A 16314-nucleotide genomic window follows, 5' to 3' on the forward strand; every position below is an offset into this window, starting at 1 on the left:
ACCACTTGTAAGCGAAATCCACGAAAACAATTTATGGCAAGAACAATTCTGAATCCGATTTTGAAGGGGTTCAATCCTGACCCTTCCATCATCAGGGTCGGTAAAGACTATTACATAGCGACTTCGACGTTCGAGTGGTTCCCCGGGGTTCAGATTTACCATTCGAGGGATCTGATTTCGTGGCAACTGATCGCGAGACCTCTAAACCGACCAAGCCAGTTAAATATGCTTGGCGATCCTGACTCATGTGGAGTCTGGGCGCCTTGCTTGACGTACGACAAAGGCGTCTTTTATCTGGTGTACACCGATGTGAAACGCTATGGAAAGACATCACAGCCGGGCGGAGCAGGGTGGGGATGGCGAGACACACACAACTATCTTGTCTCTAGCGATTCGATCGACGGTGATTGGTCGGACCCTGTCTTCTTAAATAGCAGCGGTTTCGATCCGTCTTTGTTTCACGACGACGATGGACGCAAATATATCGTTAACATGTTGTGGGATCATCGAAATGGTAAGAACCGCTTCGGCGGAATTTTATTGCAAGAGTATTGCCCGCAAAGCAAACAACTAATCGGAAAACGCGAAACGATTTTTTCTGGCACCGACATCGGTTTTACCGAAGGGCCGCATCTGTATAAACGGGGCGAATACTATTACCTGTTGACAGCCGAAGGTGGTACCGGATGGGGGCACGCCGTCACAATGGCTCGCTCACGTTCCTTGCATGGCTCATATGAATTACATCCCGATAAATATGTACTGACGGCGAGACACCGAAGCGATCTGGCAATACAACGTACCGGCCATGCGGATCTTGTAGAAACTCCTGCAGGAGATACTTACATGGTTTATCTTTGCGGCCGACCAGTGCCAAACAGGGGACGTTGTACGCTAGGACGCGAGACTGCGATCCAACGCATGGTCTGGCATGACAATTGGTTGTACACGGAGAATCATGACCAGCTTCCTCAGCAGTCGACACCTGCTCCGGCCGCTGCTGAGCCGCTGTCGATTAGTCCGCCGAAGCGTGAAGAGTTCGACTCTCCGCAGCTTCCGATCGATTTCCAGTGGTTACGAACGCCATGGCCGGAAGAAATCTGGAGCTTGACTGCGCGTCCTGGATTCCTGCGTCTATATGGTCGCGAAACGTTAGGCAGTTTTTTCCGACAAGCGCTCGTCGCGCGACGACAGCAAGCTCACAGTTACAGCGCATCCACATGTTTAGATTTCGAGCCCGAGCATTTTCAGCAGCAAGCAGGTTTGGTCTGCTACTATAACAGTTCAAAACTTCACTATCTGTATGTAACGAACGACGAAGAAATGGGACGGCATTTACGAGTCGTTACGTGCAATCCCGAATTGCCCGACGCGGTAACGGCGCCGATTCGCTTGCCCGCTAAAGGGGCCATTCATTTGCACGTTAGAGTAGAGGGTGCAATTCTTCGTTTTGCATATCGCACCGAATCAGCTAACGATTGGCAGTGGTTGACACAACAATTTGATGCCACCATAGTCTCAGACGAAGCGGGGCCAATAACTGCCGCGAATTTTACAGGAACTTTCGTTGGAATGGCTTGCCAGGATCTGTCTGGTGCTGCGTTGCCCGCAGACTTCGACTACTTCGAATACGTAGAACATTAGCAGTCGAAGAAACGCTTTTCGTGATGGTCCTCAAAACGCCGTGCAGCTTAGGCACGGCGTTCGGTTCCAGTCGAGCGTTTATTTTCGGGGTGTCAGTTAGAACTGCTTCGAGAACTGAGTGTACAAGAATCGTGCATTCTCAGAAGTTGGCACTCCCGGCGTTAGCTTGTAGTAATCACCTGCATCGAAGTAGGAATATCCAATAACAATGTCAGTACGAGGATTGATCTTGGTGGTGACTAGCAGGTCGATCTCGTGTCCAAGATCGCGGCTTACTGCTCGATTTGCAGTGTTGAACGGGGTCATCACGACACTGTATGGCGTCGTTGCTTGATCGAGCATGAAATAGTGATACCAGAGCAGCAGGTTGGTTTTCTTGCCGATCGGTGTGATGAACTGTGCGTTGATATCGTGCAGGTTACGACGTCCGAACAAGTCCATCAAGCCATTATATTTGTGGGCCAGCGGGAACAAGTGGTTGAACCCATCGTCACCAGGAGAGAAAACTGGATCATCGGCTCCGGACGCCCAGTCATACCAACCCCACACTGTCGGCGTCCAAGTCTTTCCGCCGCATACGCACAGCTCAAACTTCTTACCTAAACCCGCAGTCGCAAAACCCGCGCTGTGGTTTGTTCCGTTGGCATTTGCACCGAATTGGGTACCGCCTTCAAACTCGTACAGGAAGTAATCGTTACTTCCAGATATTTGACTTCCCAATGTATGAAACGAGAAGTCCGCGCGTTCGTTGTCGTAACCCAAGTAGTAGGTATCAATCGTTCCGGCCGAGAATTGCTTGGTACTGTAATACGCGCCGTAAAAGTGTTGTCGCGTATCCGAACTGTCCCAGTCGTTTGTACCCGCTGTTGCTGCAACGCGCGCCACTGGGTTTGTATAGAACAGATCGAGATCCGACTCTTTTTCCGAGATTGTCATGCGATAGCCGTCAAAGGTTCGGCGAGTATTCGCCCAATCGAGCGGCGAGACTAACCGTTGATTGCCAAGGAGCAACTCTTGACGACCTACGCGACCAGAGACTTTATACTGGTCGCCTTCGTATAGTTTGGCATCAATGAATAGATTTTGAGCATCGCCACGATTTTCTTCGATAGGACGCGGCGCGAATGTTTCATTCGCCGAATCGGCATACAGATACTCGCCGAAGAACCGAATATCTTCGGTGATCCGATAGTTCGAGAATAGTCGAACGCGCGTTAACCAAAACTGGTCGTCGTTGCCTGTCAAGCCAAGTCCGCGATGGTTAACTTCGTTGTGATAGCGGCTGCGATATTCGCCACCGATGTCCAACTTGCCATCTTTCATTCGCTTCAGGCTATCACCCAGAAAGCTTGGTCCATCATAGGCGGGGTTGTCAAGGTATGCGAAATTGTTAGCGAAGTAGAGGCCTTTGTAGGCTTCCTTCATCGCCTTATCTAGTTCTTCCTTTTTCTTCTTTGCAGCGGCCGCTGCCTGCTTCGCTGCCGCATCGTCTACTGTCGCAGTTGGCTGCGGTTGTGAAGATGTCGACTGGCTTACCGAAAAGAACGGGACACCGTCATGTTCGACCGAAGGCTGCTCGACAGTGTTACCGTAAGCAAACTCTTTCCAAGAATCAGCACTCTCTTGAGCATATGAGGTTGTGGGGATGGCGGCGCAAAGTGATGCGATGGCTAGCCTCAGCCCAAAACGCATCCTACGTTTGGTAACTTCCATGAATAACAAACTCCATTTTATTGTAAGGCTTCTTAAGAGGCTAACAAAAAACTTGCCTAACGTTCGTTTGGCACAGGGTTTGCGCCAGCCATGAATTCAAGGAGAATATCATGGCTAAGAATATTATACCGGACGATTTACTGAGATTCATTTTAGCTGAACTGCCGCCGTTGCCAGAATCTACCAGTGATGGTGGTCGACGACCGATCGAGCATGAGGTGGTAGTGCGGGTAATTTGGCATGTGCTGACGACCGGCTGCCGCTGGGCAGATGTCCCGTTGGAGATGGGATGTTGCGGTGAGACCGCTCGATCGCGTTTGCGCCTTTGGCAGTCCACGGGAATTTGGGAGCGTATCCATAAGAAGATTCTCAATAAGCTCAATGCAGCGAAGCGGTTGCATCACGAAGTAGCGATCATCGATTCGACTCTGACGCGAGCTTTTGGAGGCGGGGCCAAGAGTGGTCCCAATCCGACCGACCGTGCAAAACCGGGGACTAAGCACACTTTGATGGTGGACGCTAACGGAGTTCCTCTCGCGGTTCGAGTGGTCGGTGCTAATGTGCCTGACGTGAAAGAACTCGTCAAAACTGTCGTCGAATTTCCGCAGATTGGTGGTCGAAGGGGACGCCCACTAACGCATCCCAAGCAAGTCATCGCCGATGCAGGATACGACGATAATTCGGGACGAAAGCTTCTGGAGTGGATAGGTATTGAACCCAAGATTCGAAGGCGTCGCGAGAAACATGGCAGCCATTTAGGCAAAGTGCGATGGGTCGTGGAACGAACCATTTCGTGGTTCAAGGGATTAAGACGGCTTCGCTTTCGCTATGATCGAGATGCAATCATGATTGATGCTTGGGCAAAACTCGCCGCTGCCGTCATTACTTTTCGCATCTTTGATAATCTATAAATCCTTTTTTCAAACTCCAGTTTTTTGTTAGCCTCTAAGGCTTACTCGCACAGCCACCGCAGCGACAAAATTACATTCGCAACACGGTTCTTACCTCGCTTGGACTGTCACAGAACGGTCGGCGAGAAGGGGGCTTGGTCGAGCGACTAGAAAGAAACTCCGCCGCCAGGAGGACATCTTTACTATCGCCTTGTTTCGTCGCAGTAGTAGAAGAAGGTAAAGAAAAATGTGGCAGTCCGCCACAGATTGCCCAACTAGTTAGCGAGGTGATGCATCGTTTCGCCAGGGATTTCGCCCTCCTGAGCAAGAAAAATCCACGTGCGCACTTTGAGGCCATCGAGCGCTCGCATGCAGATGCAACCCATCCAAGCAGCGCTGCCTCATTTGGTGGCAGCACGCAAATGTATCTTTCTGCAATCTCTTTTTTTTAATGGAGCGTATCTATCCCCAAGTAGCCCAATACGGAATCGGCGATATCCGCAATTGCCAGTTCGAGGCAGTTTCGGTGCTACTTCAAGCTAGGGTCTGGCACTACCCGTGCGTTGAATATTGTTTGAGCCTACGTGATCACGACTGGTTCACATCCTCTCAAAAGCACTTGGTTCTCGCTAATAGGTATTAATGCATGTCTTCATTGAATCGAAAAGTTTCACTTACTCGTCGCAAAGTCCTAAAGACGATAGTGGCTGGATCAGCCGTTGCCGGAATAACGCAGTATCCATCGTTCGTCCCGACGGTTTATGCATCGGAGGCTCCTGAAAAAGCCAAAGTCAAGTTCGGCTTCATCGCTCTGACCGATTGCTCACCTCTTGTGATTGCTCACGAGAAGGGATTCTTTAAGAAGTACGGCATTGAGGCAGAACCAGTAAAACCTGCCAATTGGGCTGCTGTAAGAGACGCGCTAGTGAAAGGCGATATTGACTTTACACATATGTTAATCGGGATGCCTCTTGCATCGACGATGGGTCTTGGCGGTATCAAACCAGTTCCAATGATTATTCCTTGGCTAATGAATCGCAATGGCCAAGCGATCACGCTCAAGAAGGAATGGGCAGGTAAGGTAACCGGTGACCCGAAGGCATTGAAACCGTTGGTTGAAGAAGCCAAGAAGAAAGAGAAAGCGACTTTTGCGATGACTTTCCCGCCCGGGACGCACGCTATGTGGATGCGATATTACTTAGCAACTGGCGGCATCCATCCTGATAAAGACGTCAGCCTAATCGTGATTCCGCCACCACAAATGGTTCAAAACATGAAGGTTGGCAAGATGGATGGATTCTGCGTTGGCGAACCTTGGAACGCGCGCAGCATTGCCGAGAAGATCGGTTTTACTTCCGTCACCACGCAAGAGATTTGGAAAGACCATCCAGAAAAAGTGTGTGCATTCACTTCAGAGTTCGCTGACAAGAATCCAAAGACTGTCAAAGCAGTGCTGAAGGCTGTTCACGAAGCAAGCGTTTGGCTGGATGACCTAAAGAACCGCCCTGAACAATGCGAGATCGTGTCTCGAGATGCTTACATCAAATGTGACAAGGGACAAATCCTTGGACGCTTAACTGGTGATCTTAACTATGGTGATGGTCGAACCAAGACCGACCCTAACTACATGATCTTCAGCCAGCGCAACTGCAATTATCCTCAACCAGCTTATGCAAAATGGTGGTTGACTCAGTTCCGTCGTTGGGGCATGGTCGAAGGCGCACCTGATTACGAAGGAGTCACCAAACAAGTCATGCGACCTGACATTTATATCGAGGCGATGAAGGAAATCGGCTACGAGCATGGCGGTGAAGACAACTCGGCTTGGACCATGTTCGACGGAGTGACCTTTGATCCAACTAAGGATCTCGAAACCTACGCCAAAGGGTTTGCGATCAACAGCTTAAAAGGCTAGGTAGATGTGACGAGCTAAACGTCCTTCGTTCATCGCCGTAATCGTCCTTGATTTTGCTAAAGGTGCATCACATCTCTAGCCAGCCTTTAGGAGACAAACGGGTGAAACAAGTCGCAGTCCCCCTTCAATGTTACTAATCAGTTTGAAACTTCCGTACTAAAGGTCCGGCGGAAAAATGAATTCGATAAAAATCAAAAAGTTCCTATCCGATAACGTGGTGTTACCACTCGTCGGCATCGTCATCTGTTTAGCTATTTGGTGCGCCATATCCTGGCTTACCTACGACGTAGAGGCAGGGTTTTCCGATTTCCCCTCGCCAGTAACAACATGGAACGAAAGCACCAAGTACTTTGTCGAACCATTCACTCGCAATGAAGACGAAGGGTTTGACGGCATTGGACTTGAGATATGGCGATCCTTGGTGCTCGTCGGCATGGGTTATGGGATGGCGATCATCGCTGCCATACCCATCGGCTTCTTGCTTGGTGGAAGCTATCGTTTCGCACGGATGTTCGACCCGATCTTTCAAGTTCTACGACCTATTTCGCCACTAGCATGGTTCCCTCTTGCGGGATTGATTGTAATAGCCATACGCAGATACAACACGGAGATCGATGCCACACAGTTGCAATGCATCTTCACCATTGCCATGTGTTCCATCTGGCCAACAATTCTAAATACTGCAGTAGGAGTTCGAGCGATACCACAAGACTACCTCAACGTCGCAAAGGTCTTGAAGCTATCGCCGTTGAAGTTGTTCTCAAGAATTTTGCTGCCAGCCACGATGCCTTACATGTTTACAGGTTTTCGGCTGAGCCTCGGGATCGCCTGGCTAGTAATCGTCGCCGCCGAGATGCTATCAGGTAAAAACGGCATCGGAGCTTTCGTAAACAACCAGTATCAAGCAGGGACTTATGGGCCGATGATCGCAGCCGTTATCTTGATCGGCGTAGTTGGGTACTTCCTAGATCGCTTGATGAACGTCGTCGAGACGAACGCTAACTTCTTCTTGAGTCTTCCAACTCTCGGCCTGCGTAAACTGCGAAGCTATCGGGCCAGTCCGATTGGCTCGCTGTTGAAGATTGAAACGCCAGTTTCGGCACTTCAAAAGGAGACGACCGATGCCACTGCTTAAGATGGACAGTGTATACAAGGGGTATGGCAAGGGGCTTCTGCGAACAGAAGTTCTTAGCAACGTTAACCTGCAAGTTGAAGAGGGTGAGTTTGTTGCCATCGTCGGATACTCAGGTACTGGTAAGACTACGCTGATCTCGGCTCTGGCGGGCTTGCGAAAGCCCGATTCCGGTGAAGTGCGCATGCGAGACCAATTAGTTACCAGTCCAAGCCCTGAACGTGGAGTCGTCTTTCAAAACTACTCGCTGCTTCCTTGGTTGACGGTCTTGGACAACCTCATGTTTGCTGTTCAAGAAGTCTTTCCTTCGATGTCGTTTATTGAACAAGTCGCGCATTGCGAAAAATACATCGCGATGGTGAAACTAAGTCACGCTTCGCACAAAAAGCCTGGGGAACTTTCGGGAGGAATGAGGCAACGCGTTTCGTTGGCACGGACGCTAGCGACCCAGCCTAAAGTAATGCTGATGGATGAACCTCTATCAGCATTAGACGCCCTCACGCGAGCTACTTTGCAAAGCGAAATCATCGGCATCTGGGAAAAAGATCGTCGGACGGTTGTCCTGATCACCAACGATGTTGAGGAAGCCGTCCTCATGGCGGATCGAGTTATTCCGCTGCTACCTGGTGCTGAAAATGGTGCAACTTTAGGAGACTCATTTGAAATCGACATCCCTCGTCCACGCACGCGGGAATCTGTTACGCACCACCCTTCATTCAAAGCGTTGAAGAAGAGCCTCATTCAGACGTTGATGACGGCTCGCAAACACTCCCAAGAAGCTGAGCTTGCTGCTGCCAGCTAGTCGACCGCACGATGATCCACAGGATATCAACCATGCATAACAAATATTTGGAACTATGGCGACTTCGAAAGGAGTTCAAAACCGACAAAGGACCATTTTTGGCCGTGCGAGAATTCACGCTGAACATGTCCGAAGGTGAATTTGTCTCGGTCATTGGGCACAGCGGATGTGGTAAAAGCACCGTTCTGTCGATGGTAGCGGGCCTGCACTCATTGGATGGCGGAGGAATGGTTTTAGATAACCAGGAAGTCATAGGCGCAGGACCAGACCGAGCCGTTGTGTTTCAGTCACCGAATCTTCTTCCATGGTTAACAGCCGTAGAAAACGTGATGATTGGGATCGAACAAGTGAAGCCAAAACTTAGTTACCCTGATCGAGCTGAACTTGCACAGGGGTGGCTTAAAAGAGTCGGACTTGCCCGGGCCGGTCACAAAAGACCTTCGGAGCTAAGTCAAGGCATGCAACAGCGAGTTGGTATCGCAAGAGCATTTGCACTCGAGCCTAAAATGCTTTTGCTCGATGAACCGTTCGGTATGCTCGATTCGCTAACGCGTCTTGAACTGCAAGATGTGTTGCTGGATGTTTGGAGTCAACATCGAATCACAGCCATCATGGTTACCCACGACGTGGATGAGGCTGTGACGCTGAGCGATCGAATTGTAATGATGACCAATGGTCCGGCTGCGACCATAGGCGACATCATTGCAATACCGTTCGGCCGACCTCGCCATCGAGCGAGCCTCATGGAGAGTCCAGAGTACGTTGCTTATGTAGATCAAGTGCTTGATTTCTTGGAACATCCCGCTGAGAAAGTCGCTTAACTGCTCAAGTAATATGTCTTCTGTGCTTGCACTTCCGATAATCACAAACCCGCAGTTGACGCTGTCGCTGCTTGAGCAATTGCTGCAAGATCAGCAAGAGCTGTCGGCTGTCGAGACCTTCTCCGATTGGCATGTACGGCACGAGGAATCCCAGCCGCTTTACAAAGCGCTGCTACCGGCGACAGAACCAGCACCAGGTCAACAATATGCTTTTGAAGTGAACCTCGATACCTGCAGCGGATGCAAGGCGTGCGTGGTCGCCTGCCACAACCTGAACGGACTAGAATCTGAGGAAACATGGCGAAAAGTCGGCTCGCTAACGAATACCAAAAGCGCGCTACCGGCACTGCACCACATAACAACGGCTTGTCATCATTGCGCCGACCCTGGCTGCCTCAGTGGTTGCCCAGTAAAAGCGTACGAGAAAGATGAAGCTACTGGGATTGTAAAGCACTTGGATGACCAATGTTTTGGCTGCCAATATTGCACGATGATGTGCCCCTATGAAGTGCCACAGTATAGTAAATCGATGGGCATCGTTCGAAAGTGCGACATGTGCAGCCAACGCTTGGCAGTCGGAGAAGCTCCAGCCTGCGTGCAAGCGTGCCCGAACCAAGCCATCCGAATCACGTTGGTCAATACCGAACCTTTGGCGAACTCCGCTATAGAGCTTACTCAGCTGGTACCGACGTCGCCGCCAAGCCACTGGACGAAGCCCACGAGCCGCTACCTTTCGAAGAAATCGCACGACGATACACTTGAGAGCCATGAATCACAGCACGATGTACTTCATCATGCCCACTGGCCTCTCGTTTGCATGTTGGTGTTAACGCAAGCGAGCGTCGGCATGTGGCTTTTTTTGGCAGGTCAATGCTTGCTTGTGAGAGGTTGGGGCACGACTCAAACTTCACTATCAACAGTCGCGACTGCGATTGGTGTTGTGGGTGTTCATGCTGCTTTGCTACATCTTGGCCGTCCTTCCCTAGCATATCGAGCTTTCTTAGGATGGCGCACCAGTTGGCTCAGCCGCGAAGCAATCCTGTTCGGCGTTTTTATGGCATTTGGTGGTGCGACTGCCGCCTCCAGCCTAGTACCACTCTTGCCAGTGGACTTAACAAGATGGTTGACATTCGTGACCACTTTGATTGGAGTTATTGCGGCAGCGAGCTCTGCGATGATTTATGTCGCAACACGTCGCGCGTTATGGAATGCTTCAAGAACGTTTGTTGATTACTTTGCAACGTCCATCGGCCTTGGCCTGTCGATTTCGGTGTTGACACGATCGTTTATGAGCCTTGATAGTCGAGTCGGCTTATTGATTGCTTGCGTGTTGAGCGCGCTCAGCATGACACCCAAGGTCATCGATTGGTATCGATCTTATTCTCCAATACCTTCAACGAAGCAACGATCCAAAATAGACCGAGATACGTTGCTGTTCTCGCAACGCAGTGGTCGTTTGATCAGGAACGGAGCCAGCACGCTTTGGCGATTTCAGTGGTCATTGATGGGCATCGCCATGATATCGGCATTGTCCGCATGTGTTATGCCAAGCTTGATTGCGTGCGTGCTAACGACTTTCGCACTTCTAGCCGCGCATTTGATTTCGCGCTCTCTGTATTTTTCGACAGTCGTTACTTATCGCATGCCGGGAGCGAGCACATGATTCCTAGCTTTGTGGCCAAGCAAGGTCCGCTTACCGACAAACTGCTGCTGGAACCAGCGAAGTTCGGTTTAGGTTTACTTCCGCAAGGCAAACTACCTAACTCCACGATGAACTCAGTGTGCGGCTATTGTTCGACTGGATGCGGGCTCAAAGTTCACTTGTTGGACGGCCAAGCGATCAGCTTGACTCCAGACACTAATTATCCAGTCAATCTTGGCATGGCATGTCCTAAAGGCTGGGAAGCCCTGCGGGTGCTGGATTCAGACGATCGGGCAACGATGCCCTTGATCAAGCATTCCGACGGAACACACCATCCGGCACCTTGGAAAGAAGCAATCGGATACTTTTGCGATCGCTTTAAAGCGATTCAAGATGCTCACGGCAATGAATCTGTTGCTTTCATCAGCACAGGGCAAATCCCGACGGAAGAGATGGCCTTTTTAGGTGCTTTGGCCAAGTTCGGCATGGGCATGTTGCATGGTGATGGCAACACACGCCAGTGTATGGCTACGGCAGTGGTCGCCTATAAGCAATCTTTTGGCTTTGATGCCCCACCGTTTACTTATTCTGATTTCGAAGAGTCAGATTGCTTAGTCTTCGTCGGCGCAAACCCTTGTACAGCCCATCCGATTCTTTGGCAGCGAGTCCTGCAGAACAAGCGGCAGCCGAGCATCATTGTGGTTGATCCACGAGCAACGGAGACGGCAATGGCGGCCACCGAGCATGTGGCGTTGCAACCCAAAAGCGATCTGTGCTTCTTGTATGGCCTCGCGAATCAATTGATCAAGCTCGGTGCGTTGGACCAAAAGTTTATTGACGAGAGCACTGAAGGTTTCGAAAATTTCCGTCAACATGTCGCTCAATTTCCACCAGAACGAGTTGCCGCCGAAGCCGGAATTTCCAATGATCAATTGATGCGTGTCGCTCACTCTATTGCGAGTGCGCCGCGGGCGTCGTTCTGGTGGACGATGGGAGTAAATCAAGCGCACCAAGGTGTGCGAACCGCACAAGCGATCATCAACATCGCTTTAATGACTGGCAATATCGGGCGCCCCGGTACAGGCGCCAACAGCATCACTGGCCAGTGCAACGCTATGGGCTCGCGACTCTTTAGTAACACCACCAATTTGTTTGGGCATCACGAGTTCACCAATCCCGAACATCGCCAGAAAATCGCTCGTGTGCTTGATATTCCGCTGGAACGAATCCCCGACCAAGGAAGTTGGGCTTACGATCAAATCCTAACAGGAATTGAGACCGGAGCGATTAAGGGCTTGTGGATTGTGGCGACAAACACGGCCCATTCATGGATCAATAGCAGTCGAGCCCAAAGACTCCTTGAAAAGCTCGACTTTCTCGTCGTTCAAGACATGTACCATTCGACGGAGACGGCACGTCTTGCAGATCTCGTCTTGCCAGCTGCCGGATGGGGCGAGAAAGAAGGGACCTTTATCAACAGCGAGCGAAGAATTGGAGTTATCAAACGAGTAAAGAAAGCACCTGGTCAAGCTTTGGCGGATTTCTCCATTTTCCGATTGATCGCACAGCAATGGGGATGTGGAGCTATGTTCGAAACGTGGACTTCGCCCGAAGCAGTCTTCCAAAAAATGAAAGCAGCTTCACGGAACCAAGCGTGTGACATTAGTGGCATCGACAATTACGCAATGCTGGACCGCAATGGAGGCATCCAGTGGCCTTGGAGCGAGGAGGATAGTCAAAAACATCCAGAGGGTCCAATCCAAGAACGACGTTTGTTTACCGACGGCAAGTTCTATCATCAAAACCAACTAGCGAAATTCCTCTTCGAAGATCCAACTCCCATGCCGGAGCCACCGTGTTCGGCGTATCCATTTGTTTTGCTAACGGGTCGCGGAACGGTCAGCCAATGGCACACGCAAACGAGAACAGCTAAGAGCCCCGTCCTACGCAAACTCTACCCGAAACATCCTTACGTCGAAATCAATCCTGCTGATGGAGATCAGTTGGGAATTGTAACCGGTGATCAAGTTGAGCTAACTAGCCGACGCGGCCAAGCTCGCTTCGATGTCCAAATTACCAACACCGTCCAGCGTGGACATGTGTTTGTTCCCATGCACTACGCGATTACAAACTTACTCACACTTGAACATGTCGACTCGTTTTCACGACAACCAGCTTACAAAGACTGTGCCGTGCAACTCAGGAGAATACAATTATCATGAATGCACCAGCCGAAGGTTTTAACCAAGAACAACAAGCGTTTCTCCAAGGTTTAGTTCTTGGTACGGATGTCGCCAGAACCATTCGCAATCTCCCTGTGCTAAGCGGTTCTGGAATTCTAAGAGCAAGTGGTTCGTCCATACAACTGGGACCAAGCTCGCCTGAGTCTTCCATCGAAACCCATCTACCAAAAATACATTTGGATGCTCAACTGCGGTGCGAAGCATCCGGCAAAAAACTTGTTGCCGAAGAGAAAGCCAAACGTGAGAAGAATGGACTCACGATGTGGCAAGAAATCGGCGATAGAGCCGATCGAAATGAATTTCCCAAAGGGACCGATGTCTTTCTGACGAAGTACAACGGTTTGTTCTATGTTGCTCCAGCTCAGAACTCCTTCATGTGCCGCATGCGACTGCCCGGCGGATTTCTTCGTTCAGACCAGTTTGAGGGGCTAGCCAATATTGCCGACGAATACGCCGGAGGTTATGCCGACATTACTACCAGAGCAAATTTGCAACTGCGCGAGATTCAAGCGAAGGACGCGTTGAATGTTCTTATGGGGCTACGAGACTTGGGCATTGTAACGCAAGGATCGGGAGCGGATAACATACGCAATGTCACGTGCAGCACTTTGAGCGGCATCGACGATACGGAACTGATAGAAACTTATCCGCTTGCTCGCAGTCTACACTATCACATACTCAATAAGCCAGAACTCTACGGACTGCCTCGCAAGTTCAATATTGCTTTCGATGGATCGGGACGCATAAGCTCCTTGGCCGAAACAAACGATATCAGTTTTCATGCGGTCACAGTAACTGACGAATCCGCCAATCAGAATCTAGCCGCAGGAATCTACTTTTTGTTAGGCTTGGGAGGCATCACCGGGCATGGCGATTTTGCGAGACCAACAAGTGTTCTTGTAAGTCCTTCCGAATGTATCGCTGTTAGTGAAGCGATCTTGCGGGTCTTCATCATGCATGGCGATCGCAGCGATCGAAAGAGAGCTCGTCTCAAATATTTGCTTGACGATTGGGGATTTGAAAAATTCCTTCACGAAGTTGAACTTCAGTATGACAAACCTTTGAAGAGAGTAAGTGCGGCCGACTATCAACAACCCAGTAACATTGATCGTTGGGCGCACGTCGATGTACATGCACAAAAGCAAGCGGGCATGTCTTATATCGGAGTCGTGCTGCCTGTAGGCAGAATGACTAGCCAACAATGCCGAGGGCTGGCAGCCATTGCTCGACGATTTGGAACCGGAGAGCTTCGCCTAACAGTCTGGCAGAACTTGCTGATTCCGCACATTCGCGATGAGGATCTGGCTGCAGTGAAGCAAGCCATTGAAGATTTGGAACTTGATTGGCGAGCTAGCGGCACTCGAGCTGGCTTGGTTGCTTGCACAGGCAGCGCTGGTTGCAAGTATGCGGCTGCGAATACAAAGAAACATGCGCTCATGATCGCCGAATACCTCGACGAACGTTTCGAGATCGACTCGCCCATCAATATTCATCTAACCGGTTGCCACCACAGTTGCGCCCAACATGCGATTGGCGACATTGGATTGCTTGCTACTCAAGTCGAAGTTGGTGAAGAAATTATGGAAGGCTATCACATCCTGGTTGGCGGACGAACTGGGCTCAGCCCCAAGATCGGCGTCAAGGTTTTCGAAGCAGTGCCCGCTGACCTCGTTCCCGAGAAAGTCGCCATGATCGTTGAAAGATATCTCCAAGACCGAATACCTAACCAATCATTTGAAGACTTCGCCAGCACAGCCAACTGGGATGGGCTAATCGCAAACGTGGACGTGGATTCCTTTATCGCTTAGCAAAGACTTACCATGACTGTTCAAATTGTTCCTGAGTCTGCTCCGTTCAATGCACAACAACGTGCTTGGCTGAATGGTTTCTTCGCTGGTGTCTTCGGTACTCTGGATCAGCAAAATGCCCAAGGCGGGAGTTCAACGTCACTGGCAGCCGCCGCCGCGATGCTGACCCCGCCGATGGGCGCCTATCAAGATGATACCGTAGTCGAGCAAGAAAATGAGGATGTGCCATGGCATGACCCGTCGCTGGCAATCGATCAGCGAATGGAGCTCGCCAGTGAGCAGCCACCGGCTCGACGGTTAATGGCCGCCATGGCTCAGTTAGATTGTGGTTCATGCGGGTATGTTTGCAAGACCTATGCAGAAGCAATCGCAGCGGGCAAGGAAAAGAATCTAACGCTGTGTTCTCCAGGCGGCAGCGAAACCGCAAAGATGATTCGGAAGATTCAGAAGGAAGCCGCGAACGCTCAACCGAACGTATCAGATAAGAAGAAAAATCCGACCGAAGCTATCTCAACTGCAAGCCCTGGTACAAGAGATAATCCAGTCAAAGCTGTTCTGGTCTGCATCGAACGCTTGAATGCTCTTGAGTCTTCAAAAGACACTCGGCATGTCGTGATCGATCTTGCACAATCGCAACTCAAGTACAAAGTAGGGGACGCCTTAGGAATCTATCCAAGAAACTGTGAGAAGTTAGTCGAACAGATTCTCTTGGCTGCAAACCTGGAACACGGTTGCAAGGTAACAATCGAAGGACGCGAAACGACTGTCTTTGAAGCGTTACTCGGTCGCTGCCTACGATCCATAACGGACGAACTGGTAACTGCTTCGATAGATAATGTTCGTGAAAGACCAAAGTTCAACGGCGCTGTGTCGGCCGATGCAATTTTGCTCGAACGTTTAGAATCCTTTGGTGACTCCGATGAATTCGGTGAATGGGATGTCTTAGAATTTCTTACTCAGTTTCGCAACCTGTCACTTACCGCGCAGAACTTTGTCGATAGCCTTACACCATTGCGTCCGCGTCTGTACTCCATCGCAAGTAGCCAAGCAAAGTTCCCTGCTCAGGTCCATCTTACTGTTGGCAGGGTCGAAAAGGAGATGCGCGGACGACAACGGAAGGGCGTCGCCTCCACGATGCTGTCCGACCGATCTGAAAGCGGAACGTCGTTGAAAGTTTTTGTTCATCCCTCACACGGCTTTACGATACCGAAAGATCCAAACGCTCCGATGATTATGGTTGGGCCAGGCACGGGCATTGCGCCCTTCATGGCTTTTTTGCAGCAGCGTGAAATGGATCAAGCTCGCGGCAAAAACTGGCTGTTCTTTGGCGATCAACGGAAAGATCTCGATTTCCTATACCGCGATACATTAGAACAGTGGAAGCATAGTGGTTTATTATCGCGACTTGATCTTGCCTTTAGTCGTGATACCGCGGAAAAAGTCTACGTTCAGAATCGCATGCTTGAAAACGGAGTTGAGTTATTCCGTTGGCTTGAGCAAGGCGCTTTCTTTTTTGTCTGCGGCGACGCATCACGAATGGCCGTGGATGTCGACAAAGCGTTGCAAGAGATCGTCGCACTTCATGGTTCAAGAAGTCGCCAAGAGGCAAAAAAATACATTGAACAACTGACACTTTCAAAGCGATATGTTCGCGACGTTTACTAGACAACTACGTTCACATTTCTCAATTTTCATTTCTGCGAT

11 protein-coding genes are annotated in these 16314 nt (G+C 50.3%); 10 read left to right on the forward strand and 1 reads right to left on the reverse strand.

Annotated elements, in window-relative coordinates:
- Positions 1–33: 33 nt before the first annotated feature.
- Positions 34–1644 carry a glycoside hydrolase family 43 protein gene (locus SH451x_RS20000; RefSeq protein WP_479358852.1) on the forward strand — a complete coding sequence of 537 codons (1611 nt, stop codon included), beginning with the start codon at positions 34–36 and terminating at the stop codon, positions 1642–1644.
- Positions 1645–1740: 96 nt separating this feature from the next.
- On the opposite strand, the gene SH451x_RS20005 is transcribed toward SH451x_RS20000, so the two are convergent.
- Positions 1741–3357, reverse strand: coding sequence for an alginate export family protein (locus SH451x_RS20005; RefSeq protein ID WP_479358854.1), 1617 nt, complete (start codon positions 3355–3357; stop codon positions 1741–1743).
- 110 nt (positions 3358–3467) lie between these two features.
- Here SH451x_RS20005 and SH451x_RS20010 point away from each other — a divergent pair, with 110 nt between their 5' ends.
- From SH451x_RS20010 to SH451x_RS20050, 9 genes are all read left to right on the forward strand, one after another.
- Positions 3468–4268, forward strand: a complete 801-nt coding sequence (locus SH451x_RS20010; protein WP_479358450.1) for an IS5 family transposase — start codon at positions 3468–3470, stop codon at positions 4266–4268.
- A 625-nt stretch (positions 4269–4893) separates the two neighbouring features.
- Positions 4894–6162: a CmpA/NrtA family ABC transporter substrate-binding protein gene (locus SH451x_RS20015; RefSeq protein WP_479358855.1), complete on the forward strand. Its 1269-nt coding sequence runs from the start codon at positions 4894–4896 to the stop codon at positions 6160–6162.
- 175 nt (positions 6163–6337) lie between these two features.
- Positions 6338–7297 carry an ABC transporter permease gene (locus tag SH451x_RS20020; RefSeq protein ID WP_479358856.1) on the forward strand — a complete coding sequence of 320 codons (960 nt, stop codon included), beginning with the start codon at positions 6338–6340 and terminating at the stop codon, positions 7295–7297.
- Entirely contained in the window at positions 7284–8096 is an 813-nt protein-coding gene (locus tag SH451x_RS20025; protein WP_479358857.1) for an ABC transporter ATP-binding protein, read from the forward strand. The genes SH451x_RS20020 and SH451x_RS20025 overlap by 14 nt, the downstream gene beginning before the upstream one ends.
- A 32-nt stretch (positions 8097–8128) precedes the next feature.
- The gene (locus SH451x_RS20030; protein ID WP_479358859.1) at positions 8129–8917 is read left to right on the forward strand and encodes an ABC transporter ATP-binding protein; all 789 of its coding nucleotides are present in this window, start codon (positions 8129–8131) and stop codon (positions 8915–8917) included.
- Positions 8918–8930: 13 nt separating this feature from the next.
- Positions 8931–10580, forward strand: coding sequence for a DmsC/YnfH family molybdoenzyme membrane anchor subunit (locus tag SH451x_RS20035; RefSeq protein WP_479358861.1), 1650 nt, complete (start codon positions 8931–8933; stop codon positions 10578–10580).
- Positions 10577–12781, forward strand: coding sequence for a molybdopterin oxidoreductase family protein (locus SH451x_RS20040; protein WP_479358863.1), 2205 nt, complete (start codon positions 10577–10579; stop codon positions 12779–12781). The genes SH451x_RS20035 and SH451x_RS20040 overlap by 4 nt, the downstream gene beginning before the upstream one ends.
- Positions 12778–14610: a NirA family protein gene (locus tag SH451x_RS20045; RefSeq protein WP_479358864.1), complete on the forward strand. Its 1833-nt coding sequence runs from the start codon at positions 12778–12780 to the stop codon at positions 14608–14610. The genes SH451x_RS20040 and SH451x_RS20045 overlap by 4 nt, the downstream gene beginning before the upstream one ends.
- A 12-nt stretch (positions 14611–14622) precedes the next feature.
- The gene (locus tag SH451x_RS20050; RefSeq protein WP_479358865.1) at positions 14623–16275 is read left to right on the forward strand and encodes a sulfite reductase subunit alpha; all 1653 of its coding nucleotides are present in this window, start codon (positions 14623–14625) and stop codon (positions 16273–16275) included.
- Positions 16276–16314: the final 39 nt, after the last annotated feature.

The sequence above is a fragment of the Njordella aestuarii genome (genome assembly GCF_056494165.1).

Bases quoted from the DNA above. Each gene is read 5' to 3' on its own strand.
- SH451x_RS20000 (WP_479358852.1), top strand. From the start codon at position 34: ATGGCAAGAACAATTCTGAATCCGATTTTGAAGGGGTTCAATCCTGAC.
- SH451x_RS20030 (WP_479358859.1), top strand. From the start codon at position 8,129: ATGCATAACAAATATTTGGAACTATGGCGACTTCGAAAGGAGTTCAAA.
- SH451x_RS20045 (WP_479358864.1), top strand. From the start codon at position 12,778: ATGAATGCACCAGCCGAAGGTTTTAACCAAGAACAACAAGCGTTTCTC.
- SH451x_RS20020 (WP_479358856.1), top strand. From the start codon at position 6,338: ATGAATTCGATAAAAATCAAAAAGTTCCTATCCGATAACGTGGTGTTA.
- SH451x_RS20010 (WP_479358450.1), top strand. From the start codon at position 3,468: ATGGCTAAGAATATTATACCGGACGATTTACTGAGATTCATTTTAGCT.
- SH451x_RS20025 (WP_479358857.1), top strand. From the start codon at position 7,284: ATGCCACTGCTTAAGATGGACAGTGTATACAAGGGGTATGGCAAGGGG.
- SH451x_RS20040 (WP_479358863.1), top strand. From the start codon at position 10,577: ATGATTCCTAGCTTTGTGGCCAAGCAAGGTCCGCTTACCGACAAACTG.
- SH451x_RS20050 (WP_479358865.1), top strand. From the start codon at position 14,623: ATGACTGTTCAAATTGTTCCTGAGTCTGCTCCGTTCAATGCACAACAA.
- SH451x_RS20005 (WP_479358854.1), bottom strand. From the start codon at position 3,357: ATGGAAGTTACCAAACGTAGGATGCGTTTTGGGCTGAGGCTAGCCATC.
- SH451x_RS20015 (WP_479358855.1), top strand. From the start codon at position 4,894: ATGTCTTCATTGAATCGAAAAGTTTCACTTACTCGTCGCAAAGTCCTA.
- SH451x_RS20035 (WP_479358861.1), top strand. From the start codon at position 8,931: ATGTCTTCTGTGCTTGCACTTCCGATAATCACAAACCCGCAGTTGACG.